This window comes from Corynebacterium sp. HMSC036D02 (assembly GCF_001836165.1).
Taxonomy (GTDB): domain Bacteria; phylum Actinomycetota; class Actinomycetes; order Mycobacteriales; family Mycobacteriaceae; genus Corynebacterium.
This window is the reverse complement of sequence record NZ_KV827662.1, coordinates 1-13,402: the sequence shown is the minus strand read 5'-3', so window position 1 is coordinate 13,402 and position 13,402 is coordinate 1. Positions and strand designations below refer to the sequence as shown.

The window sequence follows — 13,402 nt, the reverse complement described above, 5'->3', positions numbered from 1 at the left end:
GTTGAATTAGACGCTCGTAGCGTCGTCTTCGCGGCGGCGCTCCTGGTTCGCTTGCGGCATCTGTCGCGCCGATGGGGCGGCACCTTCCTCCGGTGCTTCACCTGGTCGGCCCATACCGCCGCCCATGCCACCGCCGGGGCCACCCATCATGCCGGTAGAGACTTCACCAGCTGTAACTTCGGTGTCGTTTCCGTTGACGGAGAAGGTGTAGCTCTCACCGTTGGTGATATCGGCGTTGGAGTAGACCACATTGCCGAATTTCTTCGTGGCGGTGAAGCTGGTGACTTCAGTGCCGGAGGAGTCGGTGACAGTGACTTTGTCGCCCTCTTCACCGGATATATTCGCGGCCACGAAACCTTGAGCTGTATCGCTGGTTGGGGTGATGGCCATGCCGGCCGAGCCCACCGCTAAAAGAGTTCCTCCAGTGACGGTGAGGTCGCCGTTGACATCGAGGGCGCCATTGCCGTCATCCGTCGGCCCCCATACGGTCACGGTGCCGCCGGAGATCGTCGCATCACCATTGGAGTCCAGACCGTCGCCGCCGGCATTAACCGTGACTGTGCCACCGGTAATGGTGACCTGTTCACCGCTGTTCTCCATGCCTCCGCCGCTAGGACCGCCGGGGCCGCCTGCAGCGTCGGTGCCGCTCGGAGGTTGTGGCATGTCGCCGTTGTCCATGCTTGGCGGCTGCAGCATCTCACCCTTATCGCCGGTCGGCGGTTCAGGCATCTCGTTCGTGTCTGTAGTCTCCTCGGTATCGGTGGACTCTTCGGACGCAGCCTTCTCCGCAATGGCCTCCTCACCGGCCTGGGCGGTGATGGAGCCGGAACCATTGATGCCATCGTCGGCAGCAGTGAGGTTGATATCGCCGGCGGAAATAGTGATAAGACCTGCTTCTAGAGCCTCTTCGGATTCGGACACTGTCACGTTTGCACCGTCGAGGATGGCAGCCACCTCTGCGTGCACACCATCATCGCCAGCGGCGAGTTTAAACTCCCCGGAGGTCAGCCGGATAGCGCCATCGGAGTGTAGGGCATCGTACTCGGCATCAATGGTGACTTCGGTGCCTTCACCAATGATGTAGACACCAGCGTTGATGCCCTTGTCGGTTGCTGTGCCCTTGATGGTGCCTCCCTCTAGAAGGACGTCTGTGGAGGAAGAGATGGCATCGTCCCCGGCGGTCGCGGTAATCGTGCCACCAGTGATACGCACCCAGCCCTTGGTTTCATCGTCATCCTTGGTGGACTTCAGGGCATCGCCATTTTTGGCGGTGATGTCGAGCTTTCCGCCCTTGATGGTGAGTGAGTCCGTGTCGCGTAGGCCGTCGTCGCCAGCGTTGACGGTGATGTTGCCGGAGAGTACAACGAGGTCATCCTTGGACACGATGCCATCAGTGTCGTCGCCATCGGCTGACACCTGCAGCGAACCATCGCCGCTAAGGGTGAGATCAGCTTCGGAGTAGATAGCACCGGAGATGTTTGAGCCCTCGGTATAAATGGCGACGTCATCGGCACTGTTGACGGTGATAGTGCCCACGGAGGCGTCGGCAAGCACCAGTACTACCTGGGCGTCCTCCGGGGCGGAGACAGTCACATCGCTGACATCGCCACTGATGCGGTAGACGCCCGCCTTGGTGATGTCACCGCCCTTATACTCTTGGGCATCATTAATCGACCACTCGTCGTCGTTGATGGTGGTGGCATCGGAATTGAGTGCGCGTATCTGTTCCGCTGTGCCTGGTGACGCCGTATCCAGCCCGTTTGTGTCGACAGCATTGGTGTTGCTGACGGATGCGGTGGTCGTGGTAGCGGTGGACGCCGAGTCCACCGGTGAGCACGCAGCGAGGGTAGCGGACACTGCGAGGGCGGCGATCGCGGTTTTGAGTATGTTCTTACGCATAGTGGGGCTCCTTAAAGTAAGTGTTCAGTAGTCGGTGCCATTTGTTGGAGGGCAGTTCGGGGTACAAGGCGGCGAGCCCAGTACCGAATTTCGAGACTCTGGTGGGGCGGTGTCCTTGTGACCACAGGATGCGATCCAAGGGTGAGGGGTTAGCGCCCGACTTTGTCTCGATGAAGGCGAGATCTAAGCCCGAAAGGTGACGGTTGTCCGAAGTCCAGGTGAGATCAACGTCGATGGTGGCGCGGCCGATGCCGGGAGGACGCAGCGTGGCGCGGCGGTAGGTGTTGCTCACCGTTGGGGAGAGGGATTCCGGCACCCATTCGGGCAGATGGCGCAGTTCTTCGGCTACGAAACCTCGCGCACCTTCGGCGAGCCTCTCGCTCAGCGCTTCGGCCGCGCTGATCGGGACTCGGCTCTTGACCGTGACTCCTCGTGGGCCGCGCGTCTTGACCTCGCAGAAAGCCAGGCCAGAATCGACGTAGACCCGCTGGCGTACCTTGAACCGGCGGCGCCGTTTCTGAGCGGTCATCCGGTAGGAAAGCTGTTCCGGCGTATCGAAGTAAGTGGTGGCATAGGCCTGTAGCCGGCGCCCACCAATCTCTAGGGCGCGGGTAGTAGGCGGCAGTGCGGCGAGAACTACATCGAGCTCATCGAGGCGCAGGAGGTATTTGCGGTCGACGCGCGTCATCATCGCTGCCTCGGCGTTGATGTCGGTGAGGCTGATGGAAGGTAGCGCCGCCAGTCTGGTATCGATGCTCATTTTTACCGGGCCAGCTCCAGGCGATGTGCCGCCGAATCAAAAGGGTTGCGGGCGCTTTCTTCCTCGGCTGTCGCTGTTGCACGACGCTTGGCGCGGACGCTGACCCGGGTGGTGTCATTGACTAGGTCGAGCTCGAGGACGGTGGTGGACAAGATATCGGCATTGAGAAGTTGCGACAGCGCGAATTCAAGCTCCGTCCTGTCTGAAATTGCCCGATCGAGTTGGATTTCTTCGCTAAAGTAGGCTCCGAAAAGTCGGCGGGAATCGGACACCGCGATGGTGACAAGCAGCAGTGCGACGACGCCTAGCGTGAGCGGGTTCAAGGTCGTCGAGAGGCCACAGATGAGGCCGATGGCTAAGGATGCGAAGAAGTAGGCGATTTCGCGCTGCGAGATCTCCGAGGAGCGCAGGCGGATGATAGAGAGGACACCGAAAAGGCCGAGGCCAAAGCCCATCGAAACGTCCACGGTGGTCAGCATTGTGGACACTCCGAGCACGCCGATGTTGACGCCGAGGAAGGCGACGACGAGATCGGCGCGGTGGTGCCGCGGGAAATACACGGCGAGGATCAAAATGAGGATGGCAACAATATCGACGGCCATCATGATTGTCGTGGTGGTCATGGAAACTCCTCTTGGCTAGTGACCATTTAATGATGGGTCAACAAAATGTGGGAACCCTTCCGAATGTTTGGGAGTGTCTGCAAAGATTGCGAAAAGCTTCCCAGGGAGGTTGCTGTGTGGTTCCTGTGTGCGTCACCGGACAGTTATTTCCCACACACGATGCGTGTGTGGGAAAGTAGCTGGCACCCATGACGCAACCGAGGGGGAGGTACCATGTGCCCCATGAATCTCATGCAGATGGGCCGCGGCGAAGTTGTTCGCGCGGACATGACCGCCCCGTTTCGCACGCTGCTCTTTCCTTTTCTAGAGCTCGTCGTGATTACTGGGCTGTGCTGGATCGCCATCGGCTGGTGTGACTATAACGGCATTGACCTGGCGCTTCGCAATGGCTTAGTAGCTATATGGGCCTTGCTTGCCGTCTGGCGCTTTGTCCTTCCCCTCATCAAAGCCCGCCGCAAACGCTTCATCGTGACCAACCTGCGCGTCATCGCCCGCGAAGGCAAACGCGTTGATTCGATCCCACTCACCGATATCCGTGGTGCCCGCCGTCGCCGTGGCGGGATCTCATTGGCACTCCACGGCTATGACAAGCCGATGTATTTCCCCTCCATCCCCAAAGCAAAGCGCGTCGAGGACATTCTCAACGAGCAACCGGTGTGGGGTTAGTCCTTAATCTCCGTCGTGTGTAGCTGCTGGTCCAAGTCATCAGGGGCCAGGTTGGCGGAGCGGAACTCGTGGGTCAGCGGCAGACGCAGATCGAGGTCCGTTCCGGGGCAGAGCTCAATGGTGGCCTCATCCACCGTGTAGTCCAACACGTGCCCGCCGGAGGTACGCGCAGCGTCGATGAAGTGCACGTGGCATCCGGGAACGGAAATTCCTTTTTCAAAGACCGGCGTGCGGAAACCGCCGATGATACCCTCGACGTCGTCAAAGTGCAGCTCCTTATCGCCGCCCACCGCTTGGGCCATCGGCGGGTAGGGCTTGCTCTGCTTGACCACCGTGCGGGTAACCACGTTGCTGAACCGCCCAGAGATGCGCACCGCGTACATGAAGTTAGCGGAAGGTTCTACCTCATCGATGAATGCCGAAAGCTCCTCGCGCCTCAGGCCCTTGGGCGCGGCCACCTTAATACGGGGGACGAAGTTCGTCGCCACCGCAAAGGGCGTGCCCTGGTCTAGGTCAGCGACCGTTGCGGTACCATCGCCGCGCAGCTGGTAGCACACCCCGTCGAGGATAATCATCTCCCCGTCCAGCGCATCGAAGGTACCAATGCCGAAATTGCCCTTGCCCAAGAGCTCGCCGATGGTCATTTCGCCGTCGTAAATGCCATCCAACAGCGCGGTCATGAGGGAGTTCTGAAAGATGGTATGCCGGACGATCATGGCCCCAAGGCTAGTATTGAAAGAGTGAGTGAACAACACAAACCCCTCGTTACTGTTTATGGAGACGGCCAGCTTGCACGCATGATGCAGCCGGCCGCCGCGGAGCTCGATATCCACCTGCGCGTGCTGGCCTCCGCGCCGGATAAGTCCGCCGCACAGGTGATCCCGGACGTGGTGCTCGGTGACTATCACGATCTCGACGTGCTCACCGCCGCCGCAGAAGGCGCGGATGCAATCACTTTTGAGCACGAGCACATACCCACCGAACACGTGCAGGCGCTCATCGCCGACGGTCTCAACGTTCAGCCCCAGCCTTCCGCCCTCCTCTACGCGCAGGACAAGCTGCTCATGCGCCAGAAGCTGGCCGAGCTGGGCGCCCCGGTGCCGCGCTTTGCTGCCATCGACTCGGTGGAGGATGCGCGGGATTTCGCCGCGCTTGTCGACGGTCACGTGTGCCTCAAAGCCCGCCGCGGCGGCTACGACGGCCATGGCGTGTGGTTCCCGTCCGCGGAGGAGCTGGAGCCGCTGGTAGAAGAACTTCTCGCAGCAGGCACCCCACTTATGGCAGAGGAAAAAGTTGCTCTTACCCGCGAGCTGTCCGTGCTCGTCGCCCGCCGCCCCTCCGGTGAGGTGAAGGCTTGGCCGGTCACCGAATCCGTGCAGCGGGACGGCATCTGCGCCGAGGCTTTTGCTCCTGACCCGAACCTGTCCCCAGAGCTGGCAGAGCGCGCCATGCAGGTAGGCATTAAGGTGGCCACCGAGCTGGGCGTTACGGGCGTGCTGGCGGTGGAGCTCTTCGCCTTCGCAACGAAGCAAGACGCCGGCTCCATCATTGCGTCCGCCTCGGGTGCCCCGGGAGTATGCGTGGAGGAGGATATCGCAGTCAACGAGCTAGCCATGCGCCCCCACAACACCGGCCACTGGACCCAGGATGGCTGCGTGACCTCGCAATTCGAGCAACATCTGCGCGCCGTGCTGGACTTGCCGCTCGGCTCCACCGCGCCGTTGGCGCCGATTACGGTCATGGCCAATGTGCTGGGTGCCGAGGAGGATCCGCAGATGCCCATGCCGCAGCGCGTCCGTGAAGTCATGGAGCGTTACCCCCAGGCGAAGATCCACCTCTATGGCAAGGACCACAAGCCGGGCCGCAAGATTGGCCACGTCAACGTTGTCGGTGAGGACGTGGAGGAAACCCGCCGCATCGCCCACGATGCCGCCCACTTTCTCGTCCACGCGCAGTGGGCTTAAGCCCGCAGCGAGCTTGAAACCTATTTAATAAGGAGAGTTTTTATGGAACCACTCGTCGGCCTGATCATGGGATCCGATTCCGATTGGCCCACCGTCAAGCCCGCCGCAGAGGTGCTCGCCGAGTTCGGTGTGCCCTTTGAAGTGGGTGTCGTTAGCGCGCACCGCACCCCGGAGAAGATGCTGGCTTATGCCAAGTCCGCGCACGAGCGCGGCCTCAAGGCCATCATCGCCTGCGCCGGTGGCGCGGCTCACCTGCCGGGCATGGTCGCCGCGGCCACGCCACTGCCGGTCATCGGCATTCCGCGTGCGCTGAAGGATCTCGACGGACTCGATTCGCTGCTCTCCATCGTGCAGATGCCGGGCGGCGTGCCGGTAGCCACCGTCTCCATCGGCGGAGCGAAGAATGCCGGCCTGCTTGCCGTGCGCATCCTCTCCGCGGGTGACCCGACACTGGTGGACAAGATGGAGGCTTACCAAGAGAACATGGCCGCCGAGGTGGAGAAGAAGGACGAGAACCTGCGCTCCCAGCTCCTCGGGGAGTAATTAGCTGGGGAGCTTGCTCCCGAGATCGGGGTAGGACGCCTGCGCGCCTTCTCCAGTGACGGCGTAAGCCCCGACTCGAGCGGCATAGGTGGCGGCCTCCACGAGGTCGTCGCCGTGGAGTAGTCTCGCGCATAGCGCGCCGGCGAAGGCATCGCCCGCGCCGGTCGTATCGACGGCGGTGACCTGCGGGGAGGGGACGTCGACAAGCTCAGCCCCTTCGGCCACGAGGGCTCCCCGTGCACCCAGCGTGAGGACCACCGAGGCAAAGCCGGCCTCCGTGAGGCGCCGCGCCAGCTCCTCCGGCGCGCCCTCGCCGCTAAGGCCCAGTTGCTCTAGGATGAGCCCGGCTTCGTGCTCGTTGGCCAGCAGCGGATTAGCACGCAGGAGAGCTTCCGTTTCAACCTCGATGACCGGCGCGAGGTTGACCACGACCCGCCCCGTCGCTAGCTCAATAGCCTTGGCAAAACCCTCCGCCGGAACCTCGCCTTGGAGCAGAACCAGCTCCGATTCGGTGATAGGGGAGGAGTGGGGGGTGACGAAGGAATCGTCGACAAGCGCATTGGCCCCCGGTACCACGATAATGGTGTTTTCGCCCTGCTTATCCACGGTAATGACCGCCAGGCCCGTCACCTCTTCGCTGGCCTCGACGTGCGAGAGGTCCACGCCGCTGGCCTGCAAGTAGTGCATCGCGGGCGCGGCATAGGCATCGCTGCCCACCGCGCCGACGAAGCTGACCTTGGCACCAAGCCGAGCGGCAGCGACCGCCTGGTTCGCTCCTTTGCCGCCCGCGGTGATGGTGCCGCCGTGCCCCAAGAGGGTTTCGCCCGGTTGCGGGTGCCGCGCGGTGTGGACCACGAGGTCAGCGTTGATGGAACCGACTACGCACATGCTCATGCTGACTAGTATGCACGCTAAGCTAGCGGGCATGCAGTTTCCGCTTCTGGTGTTGGGCGCGCGCGTGGAGGGCGGCGAGCCCGGCTCGCTGCTGCGCAGCCGCTTGGACCGCGCGGTGGTGCTGGCGCGCGTGCTGCCGGAGGAACCGATCATCGTGTCCGGTTTCGGTGAGGCGGAGCCGATGGCGCGCTACCTCATCGAGCGTGGTGTGGACTCAGAGCGGATTCGTGTGGAGCCGCTGGCTGCCAGCACCAACGAGAACCTCGAGCGCGCCCACGCGTTGTGCCCGGACTATGACTATTTCCGCGTGGTGACCAATGACTTCCACGTGTTGCGCACCCGGATGTGGGCCTGGCACCTGGGGATCCGCGTTCACATGCACGGCGTGCGCACCCCGCGGAAAGACCGTCTGTGGAACTACCTGCGTGAGGTGGTGGCAACTCCTCATTCGCTGCTGCGCATCGTGTGGCGGCGGGTGGTTGCGCGGTGGCGGCCTGTGGCTTAGGCGCCGAAGAACATGAGCACGATGGCGATGAGCCAAATGACAAACCAGTGGCGCTTTTGCGGCGTGGTTGGGTTGGCCTTCTGCTGTAGTGACTTGAGGAAGTACCAGGCGCCGGGCAAAGCGAAGCCGATGCCCATGGCCACATCGCCGTCAGTAATTCCGGAGAAACCTATGAGGACCGAGAACAGACTCAAAAGCCCTTTGAACAGGGAGAAGCTGTGGATCGTGCCGCCCGTCGAGTGCTGCTCAAGGGAATAATCCGTTTGCGGCGCCGGGGCGTATGCGCGCTCAGGCTCAGCAAAAGGTGCCGCGACGGGATCCGCATAAGGCTCTACGGAAGGATTCGCAGAAGGCGCCGCGTAGGATTCGCGCGCAGGTTCCGCGAAGGGATTAGCCCCACGGCCGTTGAATGGCTTGGCCGGCTCCTCGAAAGGATTGGAGTCAAAGGGATTGCTCATGCGATTTACCCTAGGCCACCAGTGCACCGAACCCCGAATTAGAGCTTGGCCAACGTCTTCCTGATTCCTTCTTTCAGCGTGGCGCGTGATTGTTTCATCGGATGCGCAATCGCGCGCAGGCCCATGTACGCAATCTGGTCCGCCGCCCGGTTCAGCGGGTCGCCCGCATGCCCCATCACGCGGCGAATGGTCACTTCGCAGACTCCCTCCACGTCATGCCACGCTTGCTGGAAGCGCGAGCGCGAGCCCGAAGACAACCCCCTCCACACGCCCCGCGAGCGCATTGCCTTTGAGCCCTTCTGCCGAATCTGTTCCACCGCTTCTAATGCGGCGACGGAATCTGACTCGATGATCGCCTTGGTTGCGCCGACCTTGAGCAGGTACTTCAGTGCCAGGGTCAAGGATTCGAGCTCAAGTTCATCGGTGCTGGCCGTCGTCTTGCGCGTGCGCAACCGGTAGTCACCATTGCTGGCTACGAAGCACATGGATCCCTTGAACACCGTGTCCGAGGAGGCATCCGTGGCGATGCGCACGGTGGCGCCTTCGGGCCAGGAGGAGGCCGTCGAGAAGTTCGGCCACCAGTGCGCCTTCGGCGTTTCTACCTTTACGACCTGCTTCTTGCGCGGGGCCTCGCCTTCCTTCTTCGCGCGGCGCGCGGTGATCCCGGCCTGCTTGCGCCGCACGGAGCTGGCGCTTTTCGACGCCCTATTCTCCTCCGCAAAACTCCCCGTCACGGCATAGCCGCGTTCCTCCAAGGCGGCGCGCAGTGCCGCTTGCCGGCGCCCAGTGACGATCCATTTGCGCCCTCGAATATTCTTCGTGGCCTTCTCGAATTCGCGGACGGCTACCTCAACGATGTCGCCCTTCTGAATCTGGCCCTTGCGCACGAAGCGCGTTTTCTGGGTATTAACGGCGATGACCCAGCCGTCAATCGTGCCGTTCTCGGCGGAATCCCAGCGCTCATCCCACAGTGCAATAGCCACGTGCACGGGTGCTGAGATCATGTCCTTGGTGATCTTGCGCGTGCCGTAGGTGCGCGACTGCGTGCCCGTCAGGGCGGAGAGCTCGAGTGGTTCCATAGCTCTACTAGTAAACCATTTCAGCGCCTCTCTGTAACGCTTGGCTTTCTAATGCAACATACTCAGTGAGCCCACGAACAATATGGAGTTATTTAGTGTCTGTACTTACCTTGCCTGGCTCGCGCAAACGGGAGTTCTCCCGCCTGTTTCGCGAGTATTACCCGGCGGTTCTGGCCTACCTGCGCCGCCGCGTCCCACCGAGTCACGCAGAAGAGCTGGCGGCTGATGTGTTTGAGCGAGCGTGGGCTGGCTTCGACTCCTTGCGCGGCACGCCGCTGCCGTGGCTCTATGGCATCGCCCGCAACGTGATGCGCGAGTTCTACCGCACTCGCCGGGAAACGGAGAACCTTGATGACCATGAACTGGAATCCTATGCCGGTTATGACGCCGTCGATGCCAATCTCGACATCACTCGTGCGTTGATGCAGTTGCCGCATGCCGAGCGCGAAATCCTCACCCTCCATGCGTGGGAGGGCCTCGACCACCCCGATATCGCCGAGGTCCTCGGCATTTCCCGCAATAACGTGCGCGTTCGCTTGCACCGCGCGCGTACCCACCTTTCCGAACTCACAGGAGAAACCGATGCCTAACTCTCTCGATATGCTCCGCGCCGCCAATCCGGTACCGGACGCCGCGCTTGACGACGCATCCCTCGCCCGCTCCGAAGACACCCTCGCAAAGATTACGAAGGGCCGTCCCACGTGGACAATAGCGGCGGCCTCCGTCGCGGTGCTTGCGCTCATCGGTGGTGCCTTCCCGCTGCTCAATAACTCGGAGCCCGTGGCCTCGGCCGCGGAGATTCTGACCCAGGCCGGCGAAGCTGCCGCAACCCAGCCTGATGCCGTGGATAAAGGCGTGACCGCGAAGGAATACATGAAGCGCGTCGATACGCTTGGTGATGCCACCGCGATCACCGAATACGCGGTGGATGCCGGCGGTGCCGTGGAGGTTTCCTCGCAAGGAGAGGTTCCGGGCTTTGATCCGCAGCCTTCCATCAATCCAGAAGACCTCGTCGTTGCGACCGATCGCGCCGGGCTGGAGAAGCTGGCGGATTCCTTCCCCAACCGCGCGCTGGGCGCGCTGGAGCTGTTGCTCCAGCCGGGCTTGAGCAGTGAGCAGCAGAAGATTGCCTATGACATGCTGGCGGACGCCGACGGCAACGAGGTTGGCACCGTCGAGGGCGAAGGCGAGGACCAGCTGGTCACCGTGATTCGCGATTCCGACCGCGTCTCCTTCTCCGTCTTGCCCGCCACCGGCCAGCTGGTGCGCGTGGTCGGCCTGGTGGGACCAGACGTGGAAACCACCATCGATGCCACCGCGATCCTAGACTGTGTGTCCGTGACGGGCCTCGAGGGCCCAGACCGCATCTCGCTGGCCTGTGCGGATAACAACTACTTGGTCAATGAGCTGGACTGGCAGCGCTGGGGAGCCGACTCCGCGGAGGCGGAGGGCGTGGCCATTGAGAACGATTGCGACCCCAACTGCGCGGAGGGCACGTTCAGTGAGGATCGCGTCAAGGTGGTCGTCGACAAGCGCGTGGCGTGTGGATACCACGCCGAGGTCTACTCCCGCGTTCGCGTGCAGTACCCGGATGGGCGCGAGGAAGAGCAGCAGATTGGCTGCGCGCCCTAGGTGAGTTCTTAGGTAAGCTGACGCAGGGCGAACTGGCCGTACATGTCACCTAAAGCCTCGGCGGTGTAGTCACCGTCGGGGCTGAACCATTGGGCGACGCCGATGCCCATGTCGATGAGCGCCCAGCAGGCGATTTTGAGGTTTTCGGCGTGGAAGTCGCCCTCGTTGACCACGGCCATCCAGCGGGCGACATAATCGCGGCGCAGTTGCAGGACGACGGATTTGTGGGGCTCTTCGAGGTTGGTGAGCTCGTTGTTGACCACGCGGACGCGCCGGGCGTGGGTGGCGTGGTAGATGACGTGGGCTTTCATGGTGGCGACGAGCTTGTCGCGGGGATCGCTCAGCCCGGCGAGGCAGGCGGCGTTGGCGCGCAGCAGGTCCTCCATGGCGGTGATGGTGACCTCGGCGAGGAGTTCTTGCTTGGAGGAGAAGTGGTTATACAGGCTGGAGGCGCGCATGCCGACGGCTTTGGCGATGTCCTCCATGCCGGTGGCATGGTAGCCGCGCTGGTCAAAGAGGTCGAGTGCGGCGGCAGCGATTTGGTCGCGGCGTCTTTGGTTGGCCATGGCGGGCGTCCTCCTCAATGAGCTAATGGCGGTTAGTATACCTGCGGGGGCAGGGTGAAGGTTGGCTGGGGGAGATACTGGCCCTGAAGTCTGGTTATCGTTCCGAATCCCGGCTGTGCCGCGCGTTGTGATGAGACACTTGACAGCCTGGGGAGAGTCAGGTCACAATTAACGCTAATCGCCATTCGTATTGCCTGTTAGTTGGAGAATTGACCATGTCCCACAACCTCTTCGAGTCCACCACTGATTTCCTGGGTGTCTTTGACAGCCTTTCTGAGGCCGATGCTGCGGGGTGGAAGCGCGCGGCGCAGTTCCGCGACTACTCCTACCCGGTGATTAACCGGCACTGGCAGGCCGCGGAGTATCCGCTGGACTTGGTTCAGCGTCTGGGGGAGCTGGACGTGATGACCGATGGGCTTTCGGTGGAAGGCCATGAACAGATGTCCACGCTTGGCGCTGGCTTGACGCTCATGGAAGTCACGCGTGCCGATGCTTCGATGGGCACGGTGATTGCGGTGCAGGCGGGGCTGGCCATGCGCTCAATTTCGATGCTTGGTTCTCCGGAACAGCAGGCTTCGTACTTGCCGCAGATGGCTGCTTGCTCTTTGTTGGGTGCCTTCGGGTTGACCGAGCCCGCGCACGGTTCGGATTCCATCGCTTTGGAGACCACCGCGGTGCGTGACGGCGATGAGTGGGTTCTCAACGGCGAAAAGAAGTGGATCGGCAACGGCGCTTCCGGCGGCATCACGATCATCTATGCGCGCATGGAGGATGGCAACGTGGGTGGCTTCATCGTGCCGCAGGAGACGGAGGGCTACTCGGCGACTGTCATTGAGGGAAAGCTTTCCCTGCGCGCCATCCACCAGGCGCACATCACCTTGACTGATTGCCGCATTCCCGCCGCCAACCAGCTTCCGGGCTGCCGCAGCTTCAAGGATGTGTCGCGTGTTCTGATTGCGACTCGCATTGGTGTGTCCTGGATGGCGCTTGGCTCCGCGGTGGCCTGCTACGAGATTGCCCGCTCGTATGTGCTGGAGCGAGTGCAATTTGGTCGGGAGTTGGCGAAGGCGCAGATTATTCAGCAGCGCTTGGCCAATATGGTGCTCGATTTGAGCCAGATGATGCTGACCTGCCGCGAGGTCTCCCAGCGCGAGGATGCTGGCACGTTGGCACCGGAACAGGCTTCGGCGGCGAAGCTCCACAACACCCGCGCTGCTCGCCGCATCGCCGCCGACGCCCGTGACATGCTCGGTGGTGTCGGCATTTTGCTGGAAAATGATATTGCTCGCCATTTCGCGGACATCGAGGCCATGCACACTTACGAGGGCACCGACACTGTGCAGTCCCTCATCATGGGCAAGAAGATTACGGGCTTCTCGGCCTATAAGTAACCAGCCGGCCGGGGATGTGGAAAGGCTCGCTTGGTGGTCCTTCTAGTTTGGTCCTCTTACTTTGGTCCCTTTGCCCTCGATCGGCGCCTGCCTTTGAGTTGTGAACATCCCCCTGTTTGATGTGGTTGTTACTTTACGCGCTCGTTGTCTCGGGCGCTAGGGGTTTGCCGTTGTTGATTTCTACCGTTTTAGGTGGTGGCTTGTAGACGGATTTCCGGGGTCTGGGTCTGCGGTGCGGGTGCGTCGCGTAGTAGACGGTTTCCTTTGCTCGGCGATGTTCAAGGATGTCACGCCACGTGCCTGAATACACTTCACTAGGTGTGTATCCATTCAGCCCGCTGTGGCGGTCACGGTTATTGTATTCGTCGATAATCCTGCCGATGACTTTCTGCGCATGCTGGATATCATCATAGGTTTCTAAC

15 protein-coding genes and 1 pseudogene are annotated in these 13,402 nt (G+C 61.8%); 7 read left to right on the top strand and 9 right to left on the bottom strand.

Annotated features, from left to right (window positions below; all coding sequences use genetic code 11):
• Positions 1-6: 6 nt before the first annotated feature.
• Genes HMPREF2743_RS03440 through HMPREF2743_RS03430 form a run of 3 tightly spaced genes read right to left on the bottom strand, consistent with a single transcriptional unit; the run spans position 7 to position 3,282 of the window.
• Positions 7-1,899 (bottom strand): carbohydrate-binding domain-containing protein, encoded by a 1,893-nt coding sequence (locus tag HMPREF2743_RS03440; protein ID WP_070818163.1) that lies wholly within the window; start codon positions 1,897-1,899, stop codon positions 7-9.
• On the bottom strand, positions 1,892-2,659 hold the full coding sequence (locus tag HMPREF2743_RS03435) for a polyphosphate polymerase domain-containing protein (protein ID WP_070818162.1): 768 nt from the start codon (positions 2,657-2,659) through the stop codon (positions 1,892-1,894). The genes HMPREF2743_RS03440 and HMPREF2743_RS03435 overlap by 8 nt, the downstream gene beginning before the upstream one ends.
• Before the next feature lie 2 nt (positions 2,660-2,661).
• Positions 2,662-3,282, bottom strand: a complete 621-nt coding sequence (locus HMPREF2743_RS03430) for a DUF4956 domain-containing protein (protein ID WP_070818161.1) — start codon at positions 3,280-3,282, stop codon at positions 2,662-2,664.
• A 222-nt stretch (positions 3,283-3,504) separates the two neighbouring features.
• Between HMPREF2743_RS03430 and HMPREF2743_RS03425 the strand changes: the two genes are divergently transcribed.
• Positions 3,505-3,948 (top strand): hypothetical protein, encoded by a 444-nt coding sequence (locus tag HMPREF2743_RS03425; RefSeq protein ID WP_070818160.1) that lies wholly within the window; start codon positions 3,505-3,507, stop codon positions 3,946-3,948.
• On the opposite strand, the gene budA is transcribed toward HMPREF2743_RS03425, so the two are convergent.
• Positions 3,945-4,664, bottom strand: coding sequence for an acetolactate decarboxylase (gene budA, locus HMPREF2743_RS03420; protein WP_070818159.1), 720 nt, complete (start codon positions 4,662-4,664; stop codon positions 3,945-3,947). The two genes, HMPREF2743_RS03425 and budA, sit on opposite strands and share 4 nt — an antisense overlap.
• Between budA and HMPREF2743_RS03415 the strand changes: the two genes are divergently transcribed.
• Together HMPREF2743_RS03415 and purE are read left to right on the top strand one after the other, a co-directional pair.
• Complete coding sequence (locus tag HMPREF2743_RS03415) at positions 4,650-5,912, top strand: 5-(carboxyamino)imidazole ribonucleotide synthase (protein ID WP_070818158.1); 1,263 nt, start codon at positions 4,650-4,652, stop codon at positions 5,910-5,912. The two genes, budA and HMPREF2743_RS03415, sit on opposite strands and share 15 nt — an antisense overlap.
• A 42-nt stretch (positions 5,913-5,954) precedes the next feature.
• On the top strand, positions 5,955-6,455 hold the full coding sequence (gene purE / locus HMPREF2743_RS03410; protein WP_070745480.1) for a 5-(carboxyamino)imidazole ribonucleotide mutase: 501 nt from the start codon (positions 5,955-5,957) through the stop codon (positions 6,453-6,455).
• On the opposite strand, the gene HMPREF2743_RS03405 is transcribed toward purE, so the two are convergent.
• On the bottom strand, positions 6,456-7,349 hold the full coding sequence (locus HMPREF2743_RS03405) for a ribokinase (RefSeq protein ID WP_070745478.1): 894 nt from the start codon (positions 7,347-7,349) through the stop codon (positions 6,456-6,458).
• A gap of 31 nt (positions 7,350-7,380) precedes the next feature.
• On the opposite strand from HMPREF2743_RS03405, the gene HMPREF2743_RS03400 reads away from it, so the two are divergent.
• Positions 7,381-7,854, top strand: a complete 474-nt coding sequence (locus HMPREF2743_RS03400) for a YdcF family protein (protein WP_070818210.1) — start codon at positions 7,381-7,383, stop codon at positions 7,852-7,854.
• Here the strand turns inward: HMPREF2743_RS03400 and HMPREF2743_RS03395 are convergent.
• Both HMPREF2743_RS03395 and HMPREF2743_RS03390 read right to left on the bottom strand, forming a co-directional pair.
• A complete protein-coding gene (locus HMPREF2743_RS03395; RefSeq protein WP_070745475.1) occupies positions 7,851-8,312 on the bottom strand; it encodes a hypothetical protein in 462 nt (153 codons plus the stop codon). The two genes, HMPREF2743_RS03400 and HMPREF2743_RS03395, sit on opposite strands and share 4 nt — an antisense overlap.
• Before the next feature lie 38 nt (positions 8,313-8,350).
• Positions 8,351-9,391 (bottom strand): RNase H family protein, encoded by a 1,041-nt coding sequence (locus HMPREF2743_RS03390; RefSeq protein WP_070818157.1) that lies wholly within the window; start codon positions 9,389-9,391, stop codon positions 8,351-8,353.
• A 95-nt stretch (positions 9,392-9,486) separates the two neighbouring features.
• Here HMPREF2743_RS03390 and HMPREF2743_RS03385 point away from each other — a divergent pair, with 95 nt between their 5' ends.
• Positions 9,487-9,981, top strand: coding sequence for an RNA polymerase sigma factor (locus HMPREF2743_RS03385; RefSeq protein ID WP_070818156.1), 495 nt, complete (start codon positions 9,487-9,489; stop codon positions 9,979-9,981).
• Positions 9,974-11,023 (top strand): hypothetical protein, encoded by a 1,050-nt coding sequence (locus tag HMPREF2743_RS03380; RefSeq protein ID WP_070818155.1) that lies wholly within the window; start codon positions 9,974-9,976, stop codon positions 11,021-11,023. Before HMPREF2743_RS03385 ends, HMPREF2743_RS03380 begins: the two co-directional genes overlap by 8 nt.
• Positions 11,024-11,031: 8 nt before the next feature.
• On the opposite strand, the gene HMPREF2743_RS03375 is transcribed toward HMPREF2743_RS03380, so the two are convergent.
• Positions 11,032-11,589 carry a TetR/AcrR family transcriptional regulator gene (locus tag HMPREF2743_RS03375; protein WP_010189326.1) on the bottom strand — a complete coding sequence of 186 codons (558 nt, stop codon included), beginning with the start codon at positions 11,587-11,589 and terminating at the stop codon, positions 11,032-11,034.
• A gap of 215 nt (positions 11,590-11,804) precedes the next feature.
• Between HMPREF2743_RS03375 and HMPREF2743_RS03370 the strand changes: the two genes are divergently transcribed.
• Positions 11,805-12,980 (top strand): acyl-CoA dehydrogenase family protein, encoded by a 1,176-nt coding sequence (locus tag HMPREF2743_RS03370; RefSeq protein ID WP_070818154.1) that lies wholly within the window; start codon positions 11,805-11,807, stop codon positions 12,978-12,980.
• A gap of 133 nt (positions 12,981-13,113) precedes the next feature.
• On the opposite strand, the pseudogene HMPREF2743_RS12840 reads toward HMPREF2743_RS03370, so the two are convergent.
• A pseudogene (locus HMPREF2743_RS12840) lies at positions 13,114-13,402 on the bottom strand (hypothetical protein); the annotation flags it as partial.